We start from the raw sequence: 20952 nt of genomic DNA on the forward strand, positions 1-20952 counted from the left end.
GCCTAGAGAAACCGCTGGTGATAGCGCACCATGCGTTTGAAATGCGCATCTAGCGACCGTTTGAGATGCGGGGCCTCTTTCACGTTGAGGATATAATCGACCAGCAAGTCATACTGCTTGATCTGGCGCGGCAGCCGGTTTGACGGGGTCAGGCGCGACTGTCGTTCCTCTTCGTCGATGACCTGCACCACCTGCTTTTCCGGCCAGTCGAACAGCGGCGCATCGGCCACCATCGCCTTGCCGTTCATCAGCGGCAATTCAGCGTCGTAATGAGCAAAGATCGCGCGTTCCAGCGGTTCGACCTCTGCCTTCGTCGCCACCGGCCAGGCCCAGACAAAGGCGATCTCCCACACGTCGATCTGACGGTTGGCAATCACATCGGACCGCGCCGATGTCAGATGCCGGCGCACCCGCGTGCGGATACCATCAACCGACTGGCCCACATAAATCGGGTTGCCGTCCAGATCGCACAGCGCATAGACGCCGATCTGATTGGTCAGCGCCGCCAGTGCCTTGCCCCGAAACGCCTGCGCCGCGTTCACGCGACGGCCCCCAGTGACTGACGCTCAAGCAGTGGCGCGAACAACACCTCGTCGAGATAGCGTACGACGGGCACAGCGACCCCATCCCCCGCCACGCGGTAGGCGTTGTTGTAGGTGTCGGGCATCTTGTAGCTGTCCGGCAACCCCATCAGCCGCGCCACCTCGCGCGAGGAGACAAGCCGGGCCTTGGTCTGGTTGCCCTTGATAAACATCAGGATCTGCCGCGAGGACCCGCCCGCAGGGGTCCGCAAGCAGCCCGCAATCCCGTCGGTGCGCAGCTCTGCCCGTTGGCGGACATTCCCATCCGCATCGGGGCGCCCGCGTTTATAAATCGTGCCCACCACCGTGCGCCCCGCCTTGCGCGCCACGCGCAGCCGTTCAAGGCTGGGGGGCGACATCAGCGTCAGCAGACGGTCGGTATCCGCGGCACTGAACCACGGCATGGTGGCACGCCGTTCAAGCACGCGCTCAAGCACCTGTTCGTCGGCGGGGGCGTCCCCCAGCTTCCACCAGACCCAGTTGGATCGGACCGGCCGCGCGGCGGAGGCGAGAAATTTTTGCAGCTTCTTGCCGTGAAAGACATGGGACGGTTTTGGCACCGTCAGCCCCGAGATATCGATATCCTCGCGCACGCACACAACGAACAGACGCGGCCGGCTTTGCGGCAGGAAACGCCGCGCGTCGATCTCGAGCGCGCCGACCTTATAGCCAAGCCGCACAAAGGTCGCGAGTACGGTGTTCATATCCGCGCCACCATTGCGCGACACCAACCCGACGACGTTTTCAAAGGCGATAATACGCGGCGCAAATCCTGCTTTTATGGCCGTGGCGATCTTGTCGGCCCAATGGGCAAAGACACCGCTGCGCGCGCCGCCCAATCCCCGCCCCTTGCCCGCAAGGCTGAAATCCTGACAAGGGCTCGACGCCCAATACATATCGATCTGACGCGTCAGAAGGTCATCGGGCATGGTCGAGATATCGCCCTGATGCAATGCCGCCTGCCCCCAATTCTGGGCATAGACCTTGCATTTCATCGCGTCGATATCGTTGGCCAGCACGCAATCCCAGCGGTCCTGCAAGGCCGCGCGCACCATGCCACCGCCGCAGAAAAACTCGGCGTACGTCGGGGTCTTGGCGGCGTGATCAGGCATATCTATTGATATGGAATACGCAAATATCTGTCGATGGCAAATGCGCCGCTTGGGGCAAAGTCACTCGGCTGCTTGCTCTGCCGCTTGGGTCTCTGCTTCGATGACGGCGGCGCGGGCTTCGACCTGTTCGACAATGTGATCGATCATCGCGTCATTGCCCAGCTTGTGGCTTTGTTTGCCCGCAAGATAGACCATGCCCGACCCGTTGCCCCCGCCGGTAAAGCCCACATCCGTCATCAGCGCCTCACCGGGGCCATTGACGACGCAGCCGATGATGCTCAGGCTCATCGGGGTTTTGATATGCTCCAGCCGTTGTTCCAGCGCCTCGACGGTCTTGATCACGTCAAAGCCCTGACGCGCGCAGCTGGGGCAGCTGATGATGTTCACACCACGGTGACGCAGACCAAGGGATTTCAGGATCTCGTAGCCGACCTTGACCTCTTCCACAGGGTCCGCAGACAGGGACACACGGATCGTGTCACCGATACCCATCCACAATAGATTGCCCAGGCCAATGGCCGATTTGATCGTGCCCGAGGTCAGCCCCCCCGCCTCGGTGATGCCAAGGTGGATCGGCGCATCCGTCGCCTCGGCCAACTGCTGGTAGGCAGCGGCGGCCATAAAGACGTCAGAAGCTTTGCAGCTGATCTTGAATTCGTGGAAATCGTTGTCTTGCAGGATCTTGATGTGATCCATCCCGCTTTCGACCATCGCATCGGGGCATGGCTCGCCGTATTTCTCAAGCAGGTGACGTTCCAGCGATCCAGCATTCACGCCGATCCGGATCGAACAATTGTTGTCCCGCGCGGCCTTGATCACCTCTTTAACACGCTTTTCATCGCCGATATTGCCCGGATTGATCCGCAGACAGGCGGCCCCCGCCTCGGCGGCTTCGATTCCGCGTTTGTAGTGGAAATGGATATCCGCCACGATCGGCACCGATACCTCGCGCACGATCTCTTTCAGCGCCTTGGAGCTTTCGACATCCGGCACCGACACACGCACGATATCCGCCCCTACATCGGCGGCAGCCTGAATCTGCGCAATGGTCGCTTTGACATCCGTCGTCAGCGTGTTCGTCATCGTCTGCACCGTGATCGGCGCATCGCCCCCGACCGGCACATTCCCCACCATGATCTGACGGGACTTCCGGCGGTAAATGTTGCGCCACGGGCGAATGTGATTGAGGGACATGCAAAGCTACCTTTGGCAATGAAACAGTCGATGGGTCTGTCAGGTTCGGTTCGCCCTACACCTATTCAGCCCGTCGCGTTGTTGCAATGGTATCCGGCTTATTCCGTCGGCGAAGTCGCCGCATTCTTCAGCTCGGCCACCATTGTCGCGAGCGCGGAATTCTCTTCCAGTACGGCTGGCTCGTAAAGCTCCGCCAGCGCCTGACGGTGCAGCGGCAGGTTCGACGTCACAGCCCCACGATCGCCAACAGGCCCGAAGTACTGCCCGTCCATCGCGAAATACAGCGCGCCGGATTCGCCGGTGCGCAGCGTCGGGGGCTCTTCGGTGGCGGGGATATCCCAGCTGTCGCCCTTGTTCATGATGCCTTCAAAGATAACCTTGCCGTCTGCCGCGCGTACACGCACCCAGGATGGATAAGCAGCAACCATACGCAGCTGCGGCGCGGGCCCTTCGACCACCTGCGGCACGGCACCCGGCAGTACCTCGGGCGTATCCCGTTGGACCACGGTATTCTCTGCGGTGCGCAACGCATCCCCTACGGATGGCGAAGGAGAGGTCGAGGCAAAGCTGCCGATACTGCGCGGATCAATCGAGGAAATCGGCGCATCCCGGGCGACCAGAACAGGCACATCCAGTGCGGCAGGGCGATAAAGCCGGTCCAGCGCGTCGGAACGTGGCACAGCCATCGCGGTCGGCGCATCGGGGTCTTCTGTCGTTTCGGGGGCAGAGGCAAGCGCGCCTTGCAGCGGATCGAGGTCAGACAGCACAACAGGGGTTTCATCCACCGGAGAGACCTGTACGCGCTGCACTTCTTTCAGAACGCTCCACCCGCCATAGCCAATCCCGCCGATCAAAGCGACGAGCACCAGCAGCGAGCCCAATGCACCGGGCTCTATGCGCGCCAGAAGGGAATCACCGACGGGTGTGAAAGGAGTCGCAGGGCGGGCAAAAATATCGCTCTCGCCATTGCGGGTCATACGCTCTTCGCGGGTCGGCTTTTTGACGACGGACGCTTTGGAGGACATGCCATGCGCCACGGCAAAACCGGATTCAGCACAGAAGGCTGCGAACGCCTTGTCCGGGTCCATGTTCAGATAGCGCGCATAAGACCGCACGTAACCGGCAATAAATCCAGGTGTATCAAAGGCTTCCGGGTCGGCGTTTTCGATCGCGGCAATGTAGGAGGCCTTGATCCGAAGCTCGCGTTGGACATCCAGCAGGGATTTACCAAGCGTCGCGCGCTCACCACGCATCAGGTCACCAAGGCGCAAGTCGAACGCGTCGAAACCTCTGGCTTCAACTTGCTCGTTATCTGCCGACTTGGAAGACCACCGCCCAATCATAAAAATGTCCCGTAGCTATGCCCGCTGCCCTTAATCGAAACAACATGTTGATTCGAGATTAAGCTTTTCTTTCGATATCGGTAGCATAAATCAACGGACTATACGAAATATTCGGGGTCACCCCGCCATTTCGGCACGATTCAGCGCACAATGGGACCACAAAGCGTCCATCGCGTGGACCAGCCCTTCGATTTCCAGCGGGCCATGTACGGGCGACGGGGTAAAGCGCAAACGCTCTGTCCCGCGGGGCACGGTGGGGAAGTTGATCGGCTGCACATAGATGCCGTGATCCTCTAGCAGGCGATCCGACAGAATCTTGGTGTGTACGGGGTTTCCGACAATCACAGGGACGATATGGCTGCCGTGATCAATGATCGGCAGACCCAATCCCTTGAGCCGCAGTTTCAGCACTTTGGCCTGCTGCTGGTGCTTCTCGCGCAGTTCGGGCGCGGTCTTGAGGTAGGCGACCGAGGCCGCAGCACCGGCGGCAACCGCTGGCGGCAGGGACGTGGTAAAGATGAACCCCGGCGCGTAAGACCGGATGGCATCGCACATCTTGGCCGAGGCCGCGATATAGCCCCCCATCACGCCGTATGCCTTGGCAAGCGTTCCGTTGATGATATCCAGCCGATGCATCAGGCGATCACGCTCGGCGACCCCTGCCCCACGCGGGCCGTACATCCCCACGGCGTGGACCTCGTCGATATAGGTCAGCGCGCCGAATTCATCGGCAATGTCGCAAATCGCCTCGATCGGGCCGAAATCGCCATCCATCGAGTAAATCGATTCAAAGGCGATCAGCTTGGGTGCGGCGGGATCATCGGCGGCCATAAGCGCGCGCAGGTGGTCCACATCGTTATGGCGGAAGATACGCTTGGCCCCGCCATTGCGGCGGACCCCTTCGATCATCGACGCGTGGTTCAGCTCGTCGGAATAGATGATCAGACCGGGAAACAGCTTGGGCAGCGTGCTGAGCGTCGCGTCATTCGCGATATACGCGCTGGTGAACAGCAAGGCGGCTTCCTTGCCGTGCAGGTCCGACAGCTCTTCCTCAAGACGTTTGTGGTAAATCGTGGTGCCCGAGATATTGCGCGTCCCGCCCGACCCTGCACCCGTCGCGTCAAGCGCTTCGTGCATCGCGGCCAGAACGACAGGGTTTTGCCCCATCCCGAGGTAATCATTCCCGCACCAAACGGTGATATTCTTCTCTTGCCCGTCGGGTTGGGTCCAGACAGCGTGGGGGAATTGACCATTGCGGCGTTCAATGTCGATGAAGGTACGGTAGCGACCTTCCTCGTGCAGCCGGTCAATCGCCTGATCAAGCTGTTTGGTATAGTCCATTGCGCCTTGCTCCTTCGTCGGTGGCGGGACCAGCAAAGGCAACCGGATCATTCGCCATATTCGTGCTTTAGAATGAATATAGTTTAGAGCCATTCAATTCAATGCCTTAATAGGAACCGATTGTCGCAGGTGCCGCCGCGGGGCGCGTCGCATCGCGGTCGGATGTCGCGCATCGGAAACCTGCACGCTGTCCGACTTGCGTCAAAGGCCTGATTCTCAAGCAATTCTCACGCGGTATGGCGCGCAAGCTGCGGGCACGTCGGGCGCACCACTGGACACGGCCAAGCGCGCTGATACGGTCGCGGCAATCTTCACCCTGACAGAAAGGTTTACCCCCATGTCCCTACCCGACGTATTGGCACGGATCGATCATGATCTGGATGCGGCCACCGACCGGCTGCTCGATCTGCTGCGCATCCCCTCCATCTCGACTGACCCCGCGTTCAAGGAAGACTGCGACCGCGCCGCCGATTGGCTGGTCGAGGACCTGAACAGCATCGGTATCAAGACCACCAAACGCCCCACCCCCGGTCACCCGATGGTGGTGGGCCATGTGGACGGCCCCGCCGACAAGCCGCATATCCTGTTCTACGGTCACTATGACGTCCAGCCTGTTGATCCGCTGAACCTGTGGCACCGTGATCCCTTTGATCCCGCCGTCGAGGACACTACAAAAGGCCGCGTGATCCGCGGACGCGGTGCCGCAGATGACAAGGGCCAGCTGATGACCTTTGTCGAGGCGCTGCGCGCGTGGAAAGCGGTCAATGGCGATTTCCCCTGCCGCATGACCTTCTTCTTCGAGGGCGAGGAAGAATCAGGCTCCCCGTCGCTGGTGCCCTTTATGGAAGAGAATGCCGACGAGCTGCGCGCCGATTATGCCATGATCTGCGACACGGGCATGTTCCAGTCCAAGGTGCCGTCGATCGTGACGATGCTGCGCGGCTTGATGGGCGAAGAGGTCACCATCACCGGCCCTGATCTTGATCTGCACTCTGGCATGTACGGCGGCGTGTCGATGAACCCCGCGCGCGTCCTGTCCAAGGTCATCGCCTCCCTGCACGATGACACGGGCCGCATCACGGTGCCAGGTTTCTATGACGGCGTGCCAGAACTGCCCGACGATATTCAGGCGCAGTGGCAAGGGCTTGCCTTTGATCACGACAGCTTCCTTGGCGATGTGGGCCTGTCGAAACCCGCCGGCGAACAGGACCGCATGCCGATCGAGATGATCTGGTCGCGCCCCACGTGCGAGGTCAACGGCATGTGGAGCGGATACACAGGTGCCGGCTTCAAGACCGTGCTGCCCTCGCAGGCTCACGCCAAGATCAGCTTCCGTCTGGTGGGCACCCAGGACCCTCACGTCATCCGCGAAAGCTTTCGCAAGATGGTAACCGACATGATGCCCGAGGACTGCGAAGCGACGTTCCACGCCCACGGGTCGAGCCAAGGATCGGTGTTCGAGACCACCGCCCCCGCATTCGAAGATGCCCGCAAAGCGCTCACCGATGAATGGAACGTTCCCGCTGCTTATGTCGGCTGTGGCGGATCGATTCCCATTGCGGGGCATTTCCAGAAAATTCTGGATACCACGCCGGTGCTGATCGGATTCGGCAAAGACGACGACGCCATCCACTCCCCGAACGAGAAATACGACCTCGAAAGCTTCCACAAGGGAATCCGAAGCTGGGCACGTATTCTGGATGCGATGACGTAAGCAAACGGGCGGGCCTAACGGCCCGCTTTTCCCTTTTTAGGACGAGGTAAATCAGAAATCTAAAAAGGGAGAAGTGGCGCGGTTGACGGGGCTCGAACCCGCGACCCCCGGCGTGACAGGCCGGTACTCTAACCAGCTGAGCTACAACCGCGCAGTAAGGGCGGAATAAGATAACCAGCGCAGAGCGTCAAGCGATTAACCGCAGAAAACTACAAAGAATTTTGGAAATTTTCATCGCCGCATTTTGCGCATGAATCAGCACCCGAAATCCCCTGCCCTAGGCGGAAATCAGGGGTCTGAACGCACAAGCAAACCACGCCCCGAAGGGCGTGTGCTTGTTATCAAAATATCTGATAAAATGCAGCGGTGGCGCGGTTGACGGGGCTCGAACCCGCGACCCCCGGCGTGACAGGCCGGTACTCTAACCAACTGAGCTACAACCGCCCACTGCGTACTTCGTCGTTGCCGTCGAAGCGTTTGGTGGTGATAGGGTTTGCTCGCGATGGCGTCAAGCGGGGTTTTGCATGGATCGGCAGGAAAATTGAAATTTTCTTTGATCCGCCGTCAGACGCCCTGCCCGACCTACCTCGCGCCCAAGAAAAAACCCGCGCTTTGGGGCGCGGGCTTGGCTTATTTGTCGGAGTATGTGCCCCAGACGTGATCACTGGGCGCTGGCGGCATATCCTTGGTCTGATGCAGCCGGTGCAAATTCACCTTGGCGATGAAATTGCCGGTAATGGGGGCTGTGACGAACAAGAACGCCATTACCAGAATCTCGTGCAGGGACCCCGTGCCGGAGACGAAAGAATAGATCATCGCCGCCATCAGCAGCGATCCCACGCCCAGTGTCGATGCTTTGGTCGGCGCGTGCAGACGGGACATGCAGTTGTCCAGCTTGATCAGGCCGATGGAACCGACAAGGGTAAAGAACCCGCCCACAATCAGCAGGGCCGAGATGATGATTTCGGGGATTAGGGGTAGATCACTCAATGATATCACCTCGCAGCACAAAGCGCGCGATGGCCACGGTCGACACAAAGCCAAGCATGGCAAAGATCATCGCACTTTCAAAATAGATGTCTGTGCCCAAACGCATCCCCAGCAGGATGATCAGGGCAATCGCATTCACCACCATCGTATCCAGCGACAGGATACGGTCGCCGGTATTGGGGCCTTTCAACAACCGCAGCATCGCCAGAAGCTGCGAGACCGCGACAGCGACAAAGGCGATATTCAAAGCAATCAGAATCATTCGAAAATCTCCTTTAGGCGACGCTCGTAGCGCTGTTTGATATCGTCACGCACCGCGTCAGGTTTTTCAGCATCCAGCGCATGGACCAGCAGGGCTTTCCCGTCTTCAGACACATCCGCCGACACCGTACCGGGCGTGAGGGTAATTGTCCCCGCCAGCATGGTGATCGCCTCGGGGGTGCGCAGTTCTAGCGGGATGACGACCCAGGCGGGGCGCATGTTCTTGTTGGACTTGAACAGGACAATCATCGCGACCACGACGTTGGCGACCAGAATATCCCACATGACCATGATCAGATAGCCCAGAAGCTTGACCGGTTTCGCGACCGGCGGGCGGTCAGGCCAATAGGCCGCGGTGGCAATCGGGATCAGCAGTCCCAGAATGACACCAAAGACCACGGTGCCAAGCTTGATTTCATTGACCAGCAGACACCAGGCAATCGCGAGGATCGCTGTCAGCATCGGGTGCGGAAGCAGTCGGGACAACATATCAGTGATCCTTTTCTGGTGCGGCGGCATCCTCTGCGCCGTGGTCCTTCGTCGCATCGGCTGATCCTTCGGCAGCGCCGTGGTCATCCTCTGCGTGATGGTCCGTGATCTCTTTACCCGGCGTGGTCAGGACCACCGCAAGATAGCGTTCGGGGTTGAACAGCTGGGCAGCGGTCGCATTCAACACGCGGGTCATGGGCCCCGCCGCAACGGTCAGCGCGACTAGCAGGGCCAGCAGCCCGCCAATGGCCACCATCGGCAAGACGCCCTGCCCCTCGGCAACAACCGGTGCCTCATCATCCTCGGCTGGCTCTGGGGCGGACTGGTGCGCTTTCCAGAAAATCTGGCTCCCCGCGCGGGAGAAACCGACAACCGCGATCAGCGACCCGACAAGGATCACACCCCAGACCCACCACATCAGGTCAGCGCTGCGGGCCGCGTCAAGGATCAGCAGTTTGCCCAGAAAGCCCGAGAGCGGCGGCAGACCGGTCATGGCAATCGCCGCGACAAAGAACATACCCGCGACAAGCGCCCCACCTGCCAGCGGCGGCGCATCGACAAAGGACACCTCGGCCGTGCCGCGACGGGTGCGGATCACGTCGATCAGCAAGAACAATGCTGCGGCGGCAAAAGTGGAATGGATCGCATAATAAAGGGCGGCGGAAATTCCGGCGGGGGTAAAGACCGACACGGCAGCCAGCAGCATGCCCATCGACCCGATCACCGAGAACGCGACCATGCGGTCGGCTCTTTTGGCCCCCAACACGCCCGCCATACCAAGGGCGACGGTCAGCAGCGCGGCGGGCATCAGCCAGACATCAAACAGCCCCTGCGTGATCTCAAGATCGGGGGGGAAAACCAGCGTGTAGAACCGGATGATACAATAGGCCCCGACTTTGGTCATGATCGCGAACAGCGCCGCCACGGGGGCCGGTGCCTCGCTATAGCTGGCGGGCAGCCAGAAATGCAGCGGCAGGATCGCGGCCTTGACCGCAAAGACCAGCAGCAACAGCACGGCAGCAACTCGGATACCCGCACCATCACCCGCATCAAGCGTCGCCACGCGCATCGCCAGATCGGCCATGTTCAGCGTGCCTGTCTCGGCATAGATCGTACCAAGGGCAAAGAGGAACAGGGTCGAGCCCAGCAGGTTATACAGCACATATTGCGTCCCCGCGCGCAGACGCCGTTGCCCGCCCGCGTGGATCATCAACCCGTAAGAGGCGATTAGCAACACTTCGAAGAAAACGAACAGGTTGAAGGCGTCGCCGGTCAGGAAGGCCCCCAATATCCCCATAAGCTGGAACTGGAACAGCGGATGGAAATGCCGCCCGCGGTTATCCCAGCCCGACCCGATCGCATAAAGCAGCACCGGCACGGCCAGCACACAGGTCAACAGCACCATGAGCGTCGACAGACGATCCGCGACCAGCACGATACCGAAAGGTGCCGCCCAGTTGCCAAGCTGGTACAGGCTGACCGTCCCGTCGGAGGCTTGCCAGAACAGCCCAAGCGCCAGTGCCAGCAGTCCCAGTGTGCCCGTAACGGACAGCACCCGTTGGATCAGCAGGTGATAGCGCGCGGCCAGCACCATGAACGCCGCCAGCATGGCTGGCAGAACGATCGGAAGAATAAGCCAATGGGTCATGCCGGGCCTCCTCCGCGTGGAGAGGGTTCTGCGGTATCGGCTCCGGCCAGCGTGTCGGGTTCGTTGACCAGATCATCGCCCGCGCTGAGGTAGGACCCGACCGCGATCATCACGACCACGGCTGTCATCCCAAAGGAGATCACGATCGCCGTCAGCACCAGCGCTTGGGGCAGCGGATCGGTATAGACCTCGACCCCGTCGCGCAGGATCGGCGGGGCGTTCAACGCCAGCCGCCCAGAGGCGAACAGGAATACATTGACCGCATAGCTGATCAGCGATGTGCCGATGATCACGGGAAAGGTACGCAGACGCAGGATAAGATAGATCCCGGCAGCGGTGAGAACGCCAATGGCGGACGCGACTAAAAGCTCCATATCAGGTCTCCGTCTCGGTTTTCGGTTCATCCCGTGACGGGTCGATATCCATGGCATGTTCGCTTTCCTCGATGCCGGCGCGACGGCCCAAGCGCGAGAAACTTTCCAGCGACAGCATCACCGCGCCGACAACAGCGAGGAAGACCCCAAGGTCAAAGCCCATAGCGGTGGCGAGCTCGAATTTCTCCATCGGGGGGATGCGGAAGTAGCCAAAGGCAGAGGACAGGAACGGCGCACCGGCAAACCACGCACCGATACCGGTCAGACCAGCGCAAAGCACCCCTGCCCCGATGATCCCGTGGTAATGATAGCGCTGGCGCTTGTCCGCCCAGGCAAAGCCGCTGGCCATATATTGCATCACGACCGCGATCGCGACCACCAGACCGGCGACAAAACCACCGCCCGGTTCGTTGTGACCGCGCAGGAAGATATAGACACCGACCAGCAGAACGATGGGCATCAACACGCGTGTCAGCACCACCATCATCAGCGGATGCGCATCGCCTGCGCGCTCTTCCTCATAGCCACGGTTCAGCAGACGCGCGCGCACAGGGCCGGACATCAGCGCCTCTGTCAGGGCATAGATGACCAGCGCGGCGATCCCCAGAACGATGATCTCGCCAAAGGTGTCGAAGCCACGGAAATCCACGAGGATCACGTTGACCACGTTGGTGCCGCCGCCGCCTTTGTAGGAATTGGCAAGGTGGTAGTCCGCGATAGAGGCAATCGGGAAATCCGACATCAGGATCGAATAGATCAAGCCGGCTGCCGCCAGACCTGCCACGACCGATACCACGATATCGCGGCTGCGGTGCAGAATGGTGCTTTCCTTAGGTGTGCTGTTGGGCATGAAGTTGAGCGCCAGCAACAACAGGACAATCGTCACCACCTCGACCGAGATCTGCGTGAGCGCCAGATCGGGGGCCGAGAAATAGTTGAACCCGACCGATACCATCAAGCCGATGATCCCCATCAGGATCAGAACCGCCAGACGGTTGCGATGTACCGTCACGAGGAAACCCGTCGCGATCATCAGCATCAGCCAACCTGCAAAGCCGACGGGCGTGATGGGCAGCATCGCGCGCGCGGGGGCACCATCGGTGCCGGTAAACCACGCATGCGCCCCGATGGCGACGACGGCGGTCACGAAAACGGCGGCGTAGCGGGTAAAGGACCCGTTATGCAGACGCTCCGATACCAGACCCGCAAGACCCACGGCCGCGGCGATGATACGGTCAAAAATGTCCTTGGCCTCGGGGCGCGGTGTGGCGGCCCAAAGACGCGCCAGCGGGCCGAAGGCGGCGAGCAGCAGCAAACCACCCACCACAGCAATCGCCGACATGCCGAGGGCGGGCACGAAGCCGTGCCACAGCTTGATATGCGCGCTTGGCATCTCGGCGGCAGAGCCGATGACAGCTTGGGTCACGGTGCGCACAAAGGGTTCCGCCAGAAACGGTGCCACACCGATGACGATCACGGGAATAATCAGCAAGGCGGGGGAAATCCACAGGCCAAACTCGGGGTCGTGGGGTTTGGCGGGGTAATCGTTCCGCTCTTTGCCCAAGAAGGTATGCGCAATAAACCGGAAGCTATAAGCGGCCGAGAAAAGCGCGCCGAGCGTTGCCACTGCCGCCACCAGATAGGGCGAGCCGAACAGCGTAGTGTGCAGCGCCTCTTCCAGCATCATCTCTTTGGACAGGAACCCGTTCAGCAACGGGATACCCGCCATCGACAATGCGGCCAACGTGGCAATCGCAAAGGTGATCGGCATCAGACGGCGCAAGCCGCCCAGTCGGGTCATATCGCGTGTATGGACCGCGTGATCGACAATACCCGCGCTCATGAACAAGGCGGCCTTAAAGCTCGCGTGGTTCAGAATGTGGAACACCGCCGCCATCGCCCCAAAGGAGGTGCCCGTGCCCAGCAGGAAAGTGATCAGCCCCAGATGCGACACGGTCGAAAACGCCAGCAGCGCCTTGAGGTCGTTTTTGAAAATCGCGATCAGCGCGCCAAGCACCATCGTGATCAACCCGGCAGAGCAGACCAGCACGATCCAGATTTCAGTGCCCGACAGCACCGGCCACATGCGCGCCATCAGGAACAGCCCCGCCTTCACCATCGTGGCAGAGTGCAGATACGCCGACACAGGCGTCGGGGCCGCCATCGCGTGCGGCAGCCAGAAGTGGAAAGGGAACTGCGCGGATTTGGTGAAACAGCCCAGCAGGATCAGGATCAGCGCAGGCAGATACAGCGGCGACGCTTGGATAAGCTCGCGGTTCTCAAGGATCACGGTCAGATCATAGCTGCCCACGATCTGCCCCAGCAGCAGCATGCCACCGATCATCGCCAGACCGCCCATCCCCGTCACGGTCAACGCCATCCGCGCGCCCTGACGCCCTTCGGGCAGATGCTTCCAGAACCCGATCAGCAGGAAGGACGACAGCGATGTCAGCTCCCAGAAAATGAGCAACATCAAGATGTTATCCGACAGGACGATCCCGACCATCGCGCCTTGGAACAGCAGCAGATAGGTAAAGAACGCGCCCATATTGTCGTCACGCGACAGATAGAACCGCGCATAAAGGATGATCAGCATCCCGATGCCAAGGATCAGACCCGCGAACATCAGCCCCAGCGGGTCGAGGAACAGGTTCACGTTCAACCCCAGCTGCGGCAGCCACGAGAGGCTGGCGGTCACGACCTCGCCTGCAAGAACGGCCGGTGCATGTGTCGCAAGGCCGATCGCGGCGCAGGCCGTCACCAGAAAGGTCACCAAAAAGCAGCTTTGACGGCCTGCCTGATACATCAGGCCGGGCAGCAAGGCGCCAAGAAACGGGAGGGCTATAATCAGGAACAAAGACATGGCCGCAACTATGTCATGAGCCACGCCAAAACGACCAGCCCTCTTTTCGCAAATTGCGATGGAAAAATACGGATTTATGAGCGCTTCTTGTCGCAGCAATTGAACTTTGCCGCGGCGCGATGATCCAATTTAGGTCCATTTCACGAATATGTAAGAGAGCAACCACATCCGCCGCACAAAAAAATGCGGCAGTCGTCTAACTGCCGCATCACATTTGATAATTCCGCGCGCCTTATGGCGGTGCGGGGCCTACAGATTCTCTTGGTCTTCGGGTAGCGCCCCTTTGAAACCGGTGGCGACCACGAATTTCTCGGAACTGTCGGACCGGCTGGCCGGAGGTTTGATATTGGCGACCTTGGTAAACCGACGTTTGAGGAGCTGTTGCAAGTCGCCCTCCGCCCCGCCGGCCAGCACTTTCGCAACAAACGTGCCGCCATCCTCAAGCACGTCAAAAGCAAAATACGCCGCAGCTTCGCACAGTGCGATGATCCGGTTGTGGTCGGTCTGTTTGTGGCCCGAGCTTGACGCCGCCATGTCGGACATCACCACATCGGCCTTGCCCCCCAGCCAGCCTTTGACGATCTCGTCCGCGTCGTCTTCCATGAAATCAAGCTGGTGCAATTCGCAGCCTGCAATCGGCTCCATCTCTTGCAGGTCGATCCCCAGAATGGTGCCGACATTCTTGCCCTTTTTCTCGCCCAGAACGTTACAGCGTTTGACCGCGACCTGACACCAGCCACCGGGGGCCGCGCCAAGATCGACCACCCGCGCACCGGGCACCAGAAAGCGGTATTTGTCGTCCAGTTCCATGATCTTGTAAGCCGCCCGCCCGCGATACCCTTCGGCATTGGCGCGTTTGACATAAGGATCGTTCAACTGGCGCTGCAACCAACGGGTCGAGCTTAGCTTGCGCCCGCGGGCCGACTTGACCTTGACCTTGAGGTCACGCTGGCCGCGCCCTGATGTATTCTTGCCAGTGGGGGTCTTCCCGCCCGACGCACCGCCCGTGGGCGTCTTGCCTGTCGGAGTTTTCGCCATCAGCCTAATCCTTCTTCCAAAACGCCATCCGCGCTCATCTGGGCATATAGCAGCCCCTCGCGCAGACCACGGTCTGCAACACTTAATCTATCCGTCGGCCAGCACCGCATCAACGCCTGCAAGATCGCGGCCCCTGACATGATCAACGCCTGACGGTCCAGCCCGATACGCGGATCGGCACGCCGCCCGCCCGGCCCCATCGCAAGATAGGAATGGATCACCTTGTCGATCTGCGCCGAGGTCATGCGAAGCCCGTCCACCTTTGTCCGGTCGTAGCGCTTTAGCCCCAAATGGCTGGCAGCAACAGTGGTGACCGTGCCCGAGGTGCCGACAATCTGGAAATGGTCCTGCGACTGGATCGACTGATAAGGGGTGAAGTCGGTCAGGTTCTCCTCGAAGAACCAGCTCATCAAGGCAAAGCGTGCGGCGTCGTCTTCCACGTCAGAGAATTGATCGCGCAGGGTCGCCACGCCCAAAGGCACGCTGATCCAGTCGACCACACGCGCGGCGGGCACGTCTGTCTTCGCCTGATGGAAGCCCCCATGCAGCCGCATGATGGATTGCGCACGATCCGCCTTTGGTACCTTCGAGATGTCGATCCAGACCAATTCGGTCGAACCGCCGCCGATATCCACCACCAGCAGGTTGTGGGTCTTGCGGTTTACCAGCGGCGCGCAGGAAATCACGGCAAGCTGCGCTTCTTCCTCGGGCTTGATGATATCAAGCTTTAGCCCCGTCTCGCGCTGGATACGCTGCATGAATTCCGCACCGTTGGCGGCACGGCGGCACGCCTCGGTCGCGACAAGCCGCATCCGCCGCACCTTGTTACGGCGCAGCTTTTGCTGGCAGATGCGCAATGCCTGAATGGTACGCGTCATCGATCCGCGCGACAATCGCCCGGTTTTCTCAAGCCCTGCCCCAAGCTGGACAGACTTCGAGAAGCTATCGACGACATGGAAACCGCTGCCTTTTGGCTGTGCGATCAGCATGCGACAACTATTTGTGCCCAGATCAAGGGCCGCATAAAGTTCGGTCGATCTGGGCGGAACTGGCGCGGGGCTCAGAGCCGGCGGTACATCGAGCGCGCCCGCACCTTTGGGACGCTGTGGCGCCATGATTGCGCCTTTCATATTGAGTTGCCCCCAAGGTAATGTTTCTGCGGGCAAGGGGCAAGCGGGAAACCAGAGATCCGGCAGCGTAAGCTTATAGTCGCCCTCACAACCATCTTGAGAATTATGACGCCCCGCCCCCCTCGCCTGTCGCGGTTGCGCGCTGTAGTGTGACCACGTCGCAGACGCCGTTCTGAATGTCGAAAAACGGCGACGGGGACAGATCAACAGCCGCTAAGAAAAACAAGCACAGCAGAGGAATCAATCATGCCCGAAGTTACCATCGTCTATTGGCGTGATATTCCTGCGCAGGTCATCGTCGGCAAAGGCCGTCGCGGGTCCAAGCGTCCGCTGCCCGAACGGTTCGAACAGGCCATCGACCGTGCCGCGATGAAAATCGGCGCGGATGACAGCGATGCCTATCTGGCCGAATGGCGCAAGGCCGATCCCTATACGGTCGACGGCGAACCCGACGCCGTGGCCGATGCAGAGGTCGCGCGCATCGACGCAGAGTTCGACCGTGACCGCATCAAGACGCTGATTGCCAATGACGGCTGGGCCTGAACGCCTGTTGCCGGTGCAAAAGTTGATCCCTTCATGAAAGAAATGCTCATGTCCCTTTTGAACTTCCGGCGCAAAGAAGCCCCCGTGTCCGATCTGCCTACCCCCGAGGTCGCGGATTTTTTGCGCGACTACTCGATCGAGGTGATGCCCCGCACGGCGGAAAAGGTCGAAGACTTCCGCGATCTGCTGCCCGAGGGGACACGGGTCTATATCGCGCATATCGATGGCACCCCGATCGAAGACATGGTCGCCACAGCCGCGCGGCTTAATGCAGACGGCTATAAGGTCATGCCGCACTTTCCCGCCCGCATCATCAAGGATCGTGCCACGCTGGAAAACTGGATCGCCATGTATCAGGGCGAGGCTGACGTACGCCAAGCCTTGCTGCTGGCCGGTGGCGTCACGACGCCCCACGGCGATTTCAGCGACTCCATGCAGTTGATGGACACCGGATTGTTTGACAAACACGGGTTTGAACGGCTGCACATCGCAGGACACCCCGAGGGTAACCGCGACATCGACACCGATGGATCACGTCTGCGGGTGGACGATGCGCTGCGCTGGAAGCAGGGGTTTTCCGAACGGACGGACGCGAAGATGGCCATCGCCACACAATTCGCCTTCGAGGCCCAGCCGATCATCGAATGGGCCGATAGCCTGAAACACGCGGGCATCGACCTGCCGATCCACATCGGCATTGCAGGCCCCGCCAAGCTGCAAACCCTGATCAAATTCGCCATCGCCTGCGGGGTCGGCCCTTCGCTGAAGGTGCTGCAAAAGCGCGCGATGGATGTCACCAAACTGCTGTTGCCCTACGAGCCGACAGATGTGATCACCGAACTGGCCGCCCACAAAGCCGCCAACCCAGATTTCAACATTACCCATGTGCATTTCTTCCCGCTGGGTGGGATCAAGACGAATGCCAATTGGGCCATTGAAAATGGCGGACCCGCTGCTCAACCAGCCAACTCCGTCTAAGGAAAGACTGAACACCATGACCAGAACTGTCGTCGAATCCAAAACAAAAACAGCGATCATCGGCTTTGACGAGCCCTTCTGCGTGATCGGGGAGCGGATCAACCCCACCGGCCGCAAGATCCTCGCCGAAGAGCTGGAGCGTGGCGATTTCAGCCGCGTCGAGGCGGACGCCATTGCACAAGCCGCGGCGGGCGCGAATATTCTGGACGTGAACTCGGGTGCTGTTTTCTCGAACAAGATGGCCGAAGACCCCCGCTATGCGGATAATAACTTTGTCGAACCGATGCTGATGCCCGAACTGATCCGCGTCGTGCAAAACGTCGTCGACATCCCGCTGTGCATCGACAGCTCGGTCCCCGGTGCGCTGGAAGCGGGTCTCGAGGCCTGCGAGGGCCGCCCGCTGCTGAACTCGGTCACCGGCGAGGAAGAGCGGCTGGAGCTCGTGCTGCCACTGGTCAAGAAATACAATGTGCCGGTGGTTGCGATCTCGAACGACGACACGGGCATTTCCGAAGATCCCGACGTGCGTTTCGACGTTGCCAAGAAGATCGTAGAACGCGCTGCCGACTTCGGTATTCCAGCCCATGATATCGTGGTCGACCCGCTGGTCATGCCCATCGGCGCAATGGCGACGGCGGGGCATCAGGTCTTTACCCTTGTGCGCCGTCTGCGCGAGGAACTGGGCGTGAACACGACCTGTGGTGCCTCCAACATCAGTTTTGGCCTGCCCAACCGTCACGGCATCAACAATGCTTTCCTGCCGATGGCAATGGGCGCTGGCATGACCTCGGCGATCATGAACCCGATCACCCTGCCCGTGAACCAGACCAAGATTGCCGAGAAGAAGGCCGAACTGGTGACGGCGGGCATCATCCTGCCGGACGAGATCGACGACGAAACCTTTGTGACGCTCTTCGGGATGGGATCGACCAAACCCACCCCCGGGAAAGAGATGGAGGCGATCCGCGCCGCCAACTTCCTGTTCGACCGCGACCCTCACGGCACCGAATGGATCAAGTTCAACAAGGTCGCGCCCAAGGCCGGTCAAGAGGGGCGTGGTCGCGCCGGCCGCAAGGGTGGCCGCCGCCGGTAATGGGGATTCTCCCTACCGCCAAGGTCAAAATCCCCGCAAACCACGGTTTTGCGGGGATTTCTTTTGTGTTCAGGCCAGTGTTTAATCCGTCCAGCGCTTGACCCCACATCCCACACACGCATGATCACAGCGCAAAGCTTTACTATGCCTTGTATTGTCTTTGACACAGAACGACGGCCCCGAACGCACGGGCCTGCTGTCTAACTTCTGTCAAAGTTTCAACACATCCGTATGCCTAGATCGCTTTGCAAAGACGCAGTCCGTGGGTGAATTGATGACAACGTGCTTTGAAGGTGTAGCTATGCAGCCCGTGTTCTGGGCTGCCGCAAGCGTGAGCGCTGTCGCCGCGGTCGTTATGGTCTGCATGCTGAAATATCAGCACTTCCACGGCAAGCGGTTCTACGCCCTGACCTTCATCGCCATGATCTGGACCCTGATCACCGTCGGGGCCGAAGCTTCCACCCCCTCCTTTGCCTGTCAGTTTGACATGGCCATCGTCGCATGGCTGGGCAATGCGCTGGTACCTGTGGCGTGGTGCTTCTTTGTCTTCGCCTATGTGCATCAGGCCGAATGGCTGTCGAAAAAGCGTGTGGTGGCCGCGCTGGTGCTGGTGCCCGTGGGCTGCTTTGTCTTTGCTGCAACCAATAGCATGCACCAGCTGGTCTATACCGCCGAGACTGCCATCCTGCCCGGTGACCGGCAGATCACCTATATCCACGGGCCGGGGTTCTTTGCGATCACGGCCGTGCTGTATACTTTCGTCGCCGCGACCTTCTATGCGCTGATCAAGGCCTTTGCCCGCGCCCGCCGCTCTGCCTGGCCGCTGCTGACGATGCTGGCGGTGGTCACGATCACACCGCTGTCTGCTAATGCGTCTTACGTTATTTTCGGCTTCACCGTCTTCGGGCTGGACCCCACGGCGTTTATGTTCACCGTCGGTATCCTGGCCTTTACCTTCATGCTGCTGACGAACAAGACAATGGATATGGCGTCGATCGGGCAGTCGATCCTGTTTAATACGACCAGCGAACCGGTGATCCTGATCGACAACAACCGCCGTGTCACGTTGATGAACTCTGCCGCGAAACGCAGCGGCTTGTGCAACCTGTCCAAAGCCGAAGCCGACGCCCTTTTGGCCAAGATCGACACCCGCAGCCCCCGCACGACGGACGCATCCCTGACCATCGAACAGCGCATCTATGACCCGCGTATTCAGGAAATCGAAAGCCCGCTGGACCCGAACGGTGCCATTCTGGGGTGGAGCATTACCCTGGTCGATATCACCGACCGTATCGTCATCACCCGCGCCCTTGAAGACGCGCTGCTGCGCGCCGACGAAGCCAACCGCGCCAAGGATGAATTCATCTCTGTCGTCAGCCACGAGCTGCGCACGCCGCTTACCTCGCTCAAGGGCGGGCTGGCACTGGCGCTTAGCGGGCGTTTGGGCGAGATCGACGCGCGCATCCGCTCCCCCCTCGAAATCGCGCAGCGCAACGGGATGCGCCTGTCCCGTCTGGTCGATAACATCCTGCTGGCGCAAAAGATCGACGTAGACGCGCTGTCGCTGGACGCGCTGCCGGTCGATTTGGGGGCGCTACTGAAAGAAAGCCTGGAAGAGAACAAGATGTTCGCCGCCGAGCAGAAGATCGACCTCGTGCTGCCGAAAGGCGATCAGACTGCAACGATCACCGGTGACGCCTTTGCCATCCGCCAGATCATCGACAACCTCGTGTCCAACGCCATCAAATTCTCCGAACAAGGCAGCACCGTTGAAGGCAGCCTGTCCATCCGCAACGGCCATGTGCGCCTGTCGATCAAGGACAGCGGCCGCGGCATCCCCGACGGGATGGAGGGGCAGGTCTTTGGCCGCTTTGAACAGGTCAAGAACGGCGGGCAATATGCAACACAGGGGTCCGGTCTGGGGCTCCATATCTCGCAACAGCTGGCCCGGCAGATGTCGGGAAAATTGTTCTACGACAGCGTTGTCGGCGAAGGCACGACCTTCCACATGGAATTTGCCACCGTCGCCGCACGGCAGCCCGCCGTGATCCTGTCAGCCGCTGACAATACGGACGACACCCCTACCTCCGCAACGACTGGCGACACGCCAGAAGCCGTGCAGGCCTGAGGGCGAAGCCCCACACAAACATAGCTCATTCAAGGGAGGATGGCGGACCCTAGAGGATTCGAACCTCTGGCCTCTGCCTTCGGAGGGCAGCGCTCTATCCAGCTGAGCTAAGGGTCCATCTAGGGGCGGTAT

18 protein-coding genes and 3 tRNA genes are annotated in these 20952 nt (G+C 60.2%); 5 read left to right on the forward strand and 16 right to left on the reverse strand.

All coding sequences use genetic code 11. The features are described 5' to 3' along the window. Positions 1-2 precede the first annotated feature (2 nt). The 5 genes from ACNQ62_RS05135 to hemA all read right to left on the reverse strand — a co-directional run bounded on the left by ACNQ62_RS05135 (position 3) and on the right by hemA (position 5571). A complete protein-coding gene (locus tag ACNQ62_RS05135) occupies positions 3-542 on the reverse strand; it encodes a GIY-YIG nuclease family protein (protein WP_005853274.1) in 540 nt (179 codons plus the stop codon). Beyond that, positions 539-1693: a DNA cytosine methyltransferase gene (locus ACNQ62_RS05140; protein ID WP_418094347.1), complete on the reverse strand. Its 1155-nt coding sequence runs from the start codon at positions 1691-1693 to the stop codon at positions 539-541. The genes ACNQ62_RS05135 and ACNQ62_RS05140 overlap by 4 nt, the downstream gene beginning before the upstream one ends. A gap of 60 nt (positions 1694-1753) precedes the next feature. Beyond that, entirely contained in the window at positions 1754-2887 is a 1134-nt protein-coding gene (gene ispG, locus ACNQ62_RS05145) for a flavodoxin-dependent (E)-4-hydroxy-3-methylbut-2-enyl-diphosphate synthase (protein WP_289081153.1), read from the reverse strand. A gap of 98 nt (positions 2888-2985) precedes the next feature. Beyond that, positions 2986-4230 (reverse strand): helix-turn-helix domain-containing protein, encoded by a 1245-nt coding sequence (locus ACNQ62_RS05150; protein ID WP_418094348.1) that lies wholly within the window; start codon positions 4228-4230, stop codon positions 2986-2988. 117 nt (positions 4231-4347) lie between these two features. Beyond that, entirely contained in the window at positions 4348-5571 is a 1224-nt protein-coding gene (gene hemA / locus ACNQ62_RS05155; RefSeq protein WP_037944163.1) for a 5-aminolevulinate synthase, read from the reverse strand. 337 nt (positions 5572-5908) lie between these two features. Between hemA and ACNQ62_RS05160 the strand changes: the two genes are divergently transcribed. Then, positions 5909-7285 carry a M20/M25/M40 family metallo-hydrolase gene (locus ACNQ62_RS05160; RefSeq protein WP_418094349.1) on the forward strand — a complete coding sequence of 459 codons (1377 nt, stop codon included), beginning with the start codon at positions 5909-5911 and terminating at the stop codon, positions 7283-7285. A gap of 74 nt (positions 7286-7359) precedes the next feature. Here the strand turns inward: ACNQ62_RS05160 and ACNQ62_RS05165 are convergent. The 10 genes from ACNQ62_RS05165 to ACNQ62_RS05210 form a co-directional block, all read right to left on the reverse strand. After that, positions 7360-7436 (reverse strand) — tRNA-Asp (locus tag ACNQ62_RS05165). A 216-nt stretch (positions 7437-7652) separates the two neighbouring features. Beyond that, positions 7653-7729, reverse strand: a tRNA-Asp gene (locus ACNQ62_RS05170). A gap of 186 nt (positions 7730-7915) precedes the next feature. Continuing rightward, a complete protein-coding gene (locus ACNQ62_RS05175; protein WP_005853264.1) occupies positions 7916-8275 on the reverse strand; it encodes a Na+/H+ antiporter subunit G in 360 nt (119 codons plus the stop codon). Continuing rightward, positions 8268-8537: a K+/H+ antiporter subunit F gene (locus ACNQ62_RS05180; protein ID WP_005853262.1), complete on the reverse strand. Its 270-nt coding sequence runs from the start codon at positions 8535-8537 to the stop codon at positions 8268-8270. Before ACNQ62_RS05180 ends, ACNQ62_RS05175 begins: the two co-directional genes overlap by 8 nt. After that, a complete protein-coding gene (locus tag ACNQ62_RS05185) occupies positions 8534-9025 on the reverse strand; it encodes a Na+/H+ antiporter subunit E (RefSeq protein WP_418094350.1) in 492 nt (163 codons plus the stop codon). Before ACNQ62_RS05185 ends, ACNQ62_RS05180 begins: the two co-directional genes overlap by 4 nt. A 1-nt stretch (position 9026) precedes the next feature. Beyond that, a complete protein-coding gene (locus ACNQ62_RS05190; protein ID WP_418094351.1) occupies positions 9027-10673 on the reverse strand; it encodes a monovalent cation/H+ antiporter subunit D in 1647 nt (548 codons plus the stop codon). After that, positions 10670-11047, reverse strand: a complete 378-nt coding sequence (locus tag ACNQ62_RS05195) for a Na+/H+ antiporter subunit C (RefSeq protein ID WP_005853256.1) — start codon at positions 11045-11047, stop codon at positions 10670-10672. The genes ACNQ62_RS05190 and ACNQ62_RS05195 overlap by 4 nt, the downstream gene beginning before the upstream one ends. Position 11048: 1 nt before the next feature. Continuing rightward, on the reverse strand, positions 11049-13910 hold the full coding sequence (locus ACNQ62_RS05200) for a monovalent cation/H+ antiporter subunit A (protein ID WP_418094352.1): 2862 nt from the start codon (positions 13908-13910) through the stop codon (positions 11049-11051). A 249-nt stretch (positions 13911-14159) separates the two neighbouring features. Continuing rightward, positions 14160-14948 (reverse strand): RlmE family RNA methyltransferase, encoded by a 789-nt coding sequence (locus ACNQ62_RS05205; RefSeq protein ID WP_005853253.1) that lies wholly within the window; start codon positions 14946-14948, stop codon positions 14160-14162. Further along, the gene (locus ACNQ62_RS05210; RefSeq protein WP_005853251.1) at positions 14948-16063 is read right to left on the reverse strand and encodes a Ppx/GppA phosphatase family protein; all 1116 of its coding nucleotides are present in this window, start codon (positions 16061-16063) and stop codon (positions 14948-14950) included. Before ACNQ62_RS05210 ends, ACNQ62_RS05205 begins: the two co-directional genes overlap by 1 nt. 261 nt (positions 16064-16324) lie before the next feature. On the opposite strand from ACNQ62_RS05210, the gene ACNQ62_RS05215 reads away from it, so the two are divergent. From ACNQ62_RS05215 to ACNQ62_RS05230, 4 genes are all read left to right on the forward strand, one after another. Beyond that, positions 16325-16621, forward strand: coding sequence for a virulence factor (locus ACNQ62_RS05215; protein WP_005853250.1), 297 nt, complete (start codon positions 16325-16327; stop codon positions 16619-16621). 48 nt (positions 16622-16669) lie between these two features. Next, the gene (locus ACNQ62_RS05220; protein WP_074635201.1) at positions 16670-17599 is read left to right on the forward strand and encodes a 5,10-methylenetetrahydrofolate reductase; all 930 of its coding nucleotides are present in this window, start codon (positions 16670-16672) and stop codon (positions 17597-17599) included. Positions 17600-17615: 16 nt separating this feature from the next. Then, positions 17616-18692 (forward strand): methyltetrahydrofolate--corrinoid methyltransferase, encoded by a 1077-nt coding sequence (locus ACNQ62_RS05225; RefSeq protein ID WP_005853246.1) that lies wholly within the window; start codon positions 17616-17618, stop codon positions 18690-18692. Positions 18693-18993: 301 nt separating this feature from the next. Further along, entirely contained in the window at positions 18994-20820 is a 1827-nt protein-coding gene (locus ACNQ62_RS05230) for a histidine kinase N-terminal 7TM domain-containing protein (protein ID WP_418094353.1), read from the forward strand. 40 nt (positions 20821-20860) lie between these two features. Here the strand turns inward: ACNQ62_RS05230 and ACNQ62_RS05235 are convergent. Beyond that, positions 20861-20937, reverse strand: a tRNA-Arg gene (locus tag ACNQ62_RS05235). Positions 20938-20952 lie beyond the last annotated feature (15 nt).

Source organism: Sulfitobacter sp. SBS6, assembly GCF_048285585.1.
Taxonomy (GTDB): domain Bacteria; phylum Pseudomonadota; class Alphaproteobacteria; order Rhodobacterales; family Rhodobacteraceae; genus Sulfitobacter; species Sulfitobacter pontiacus.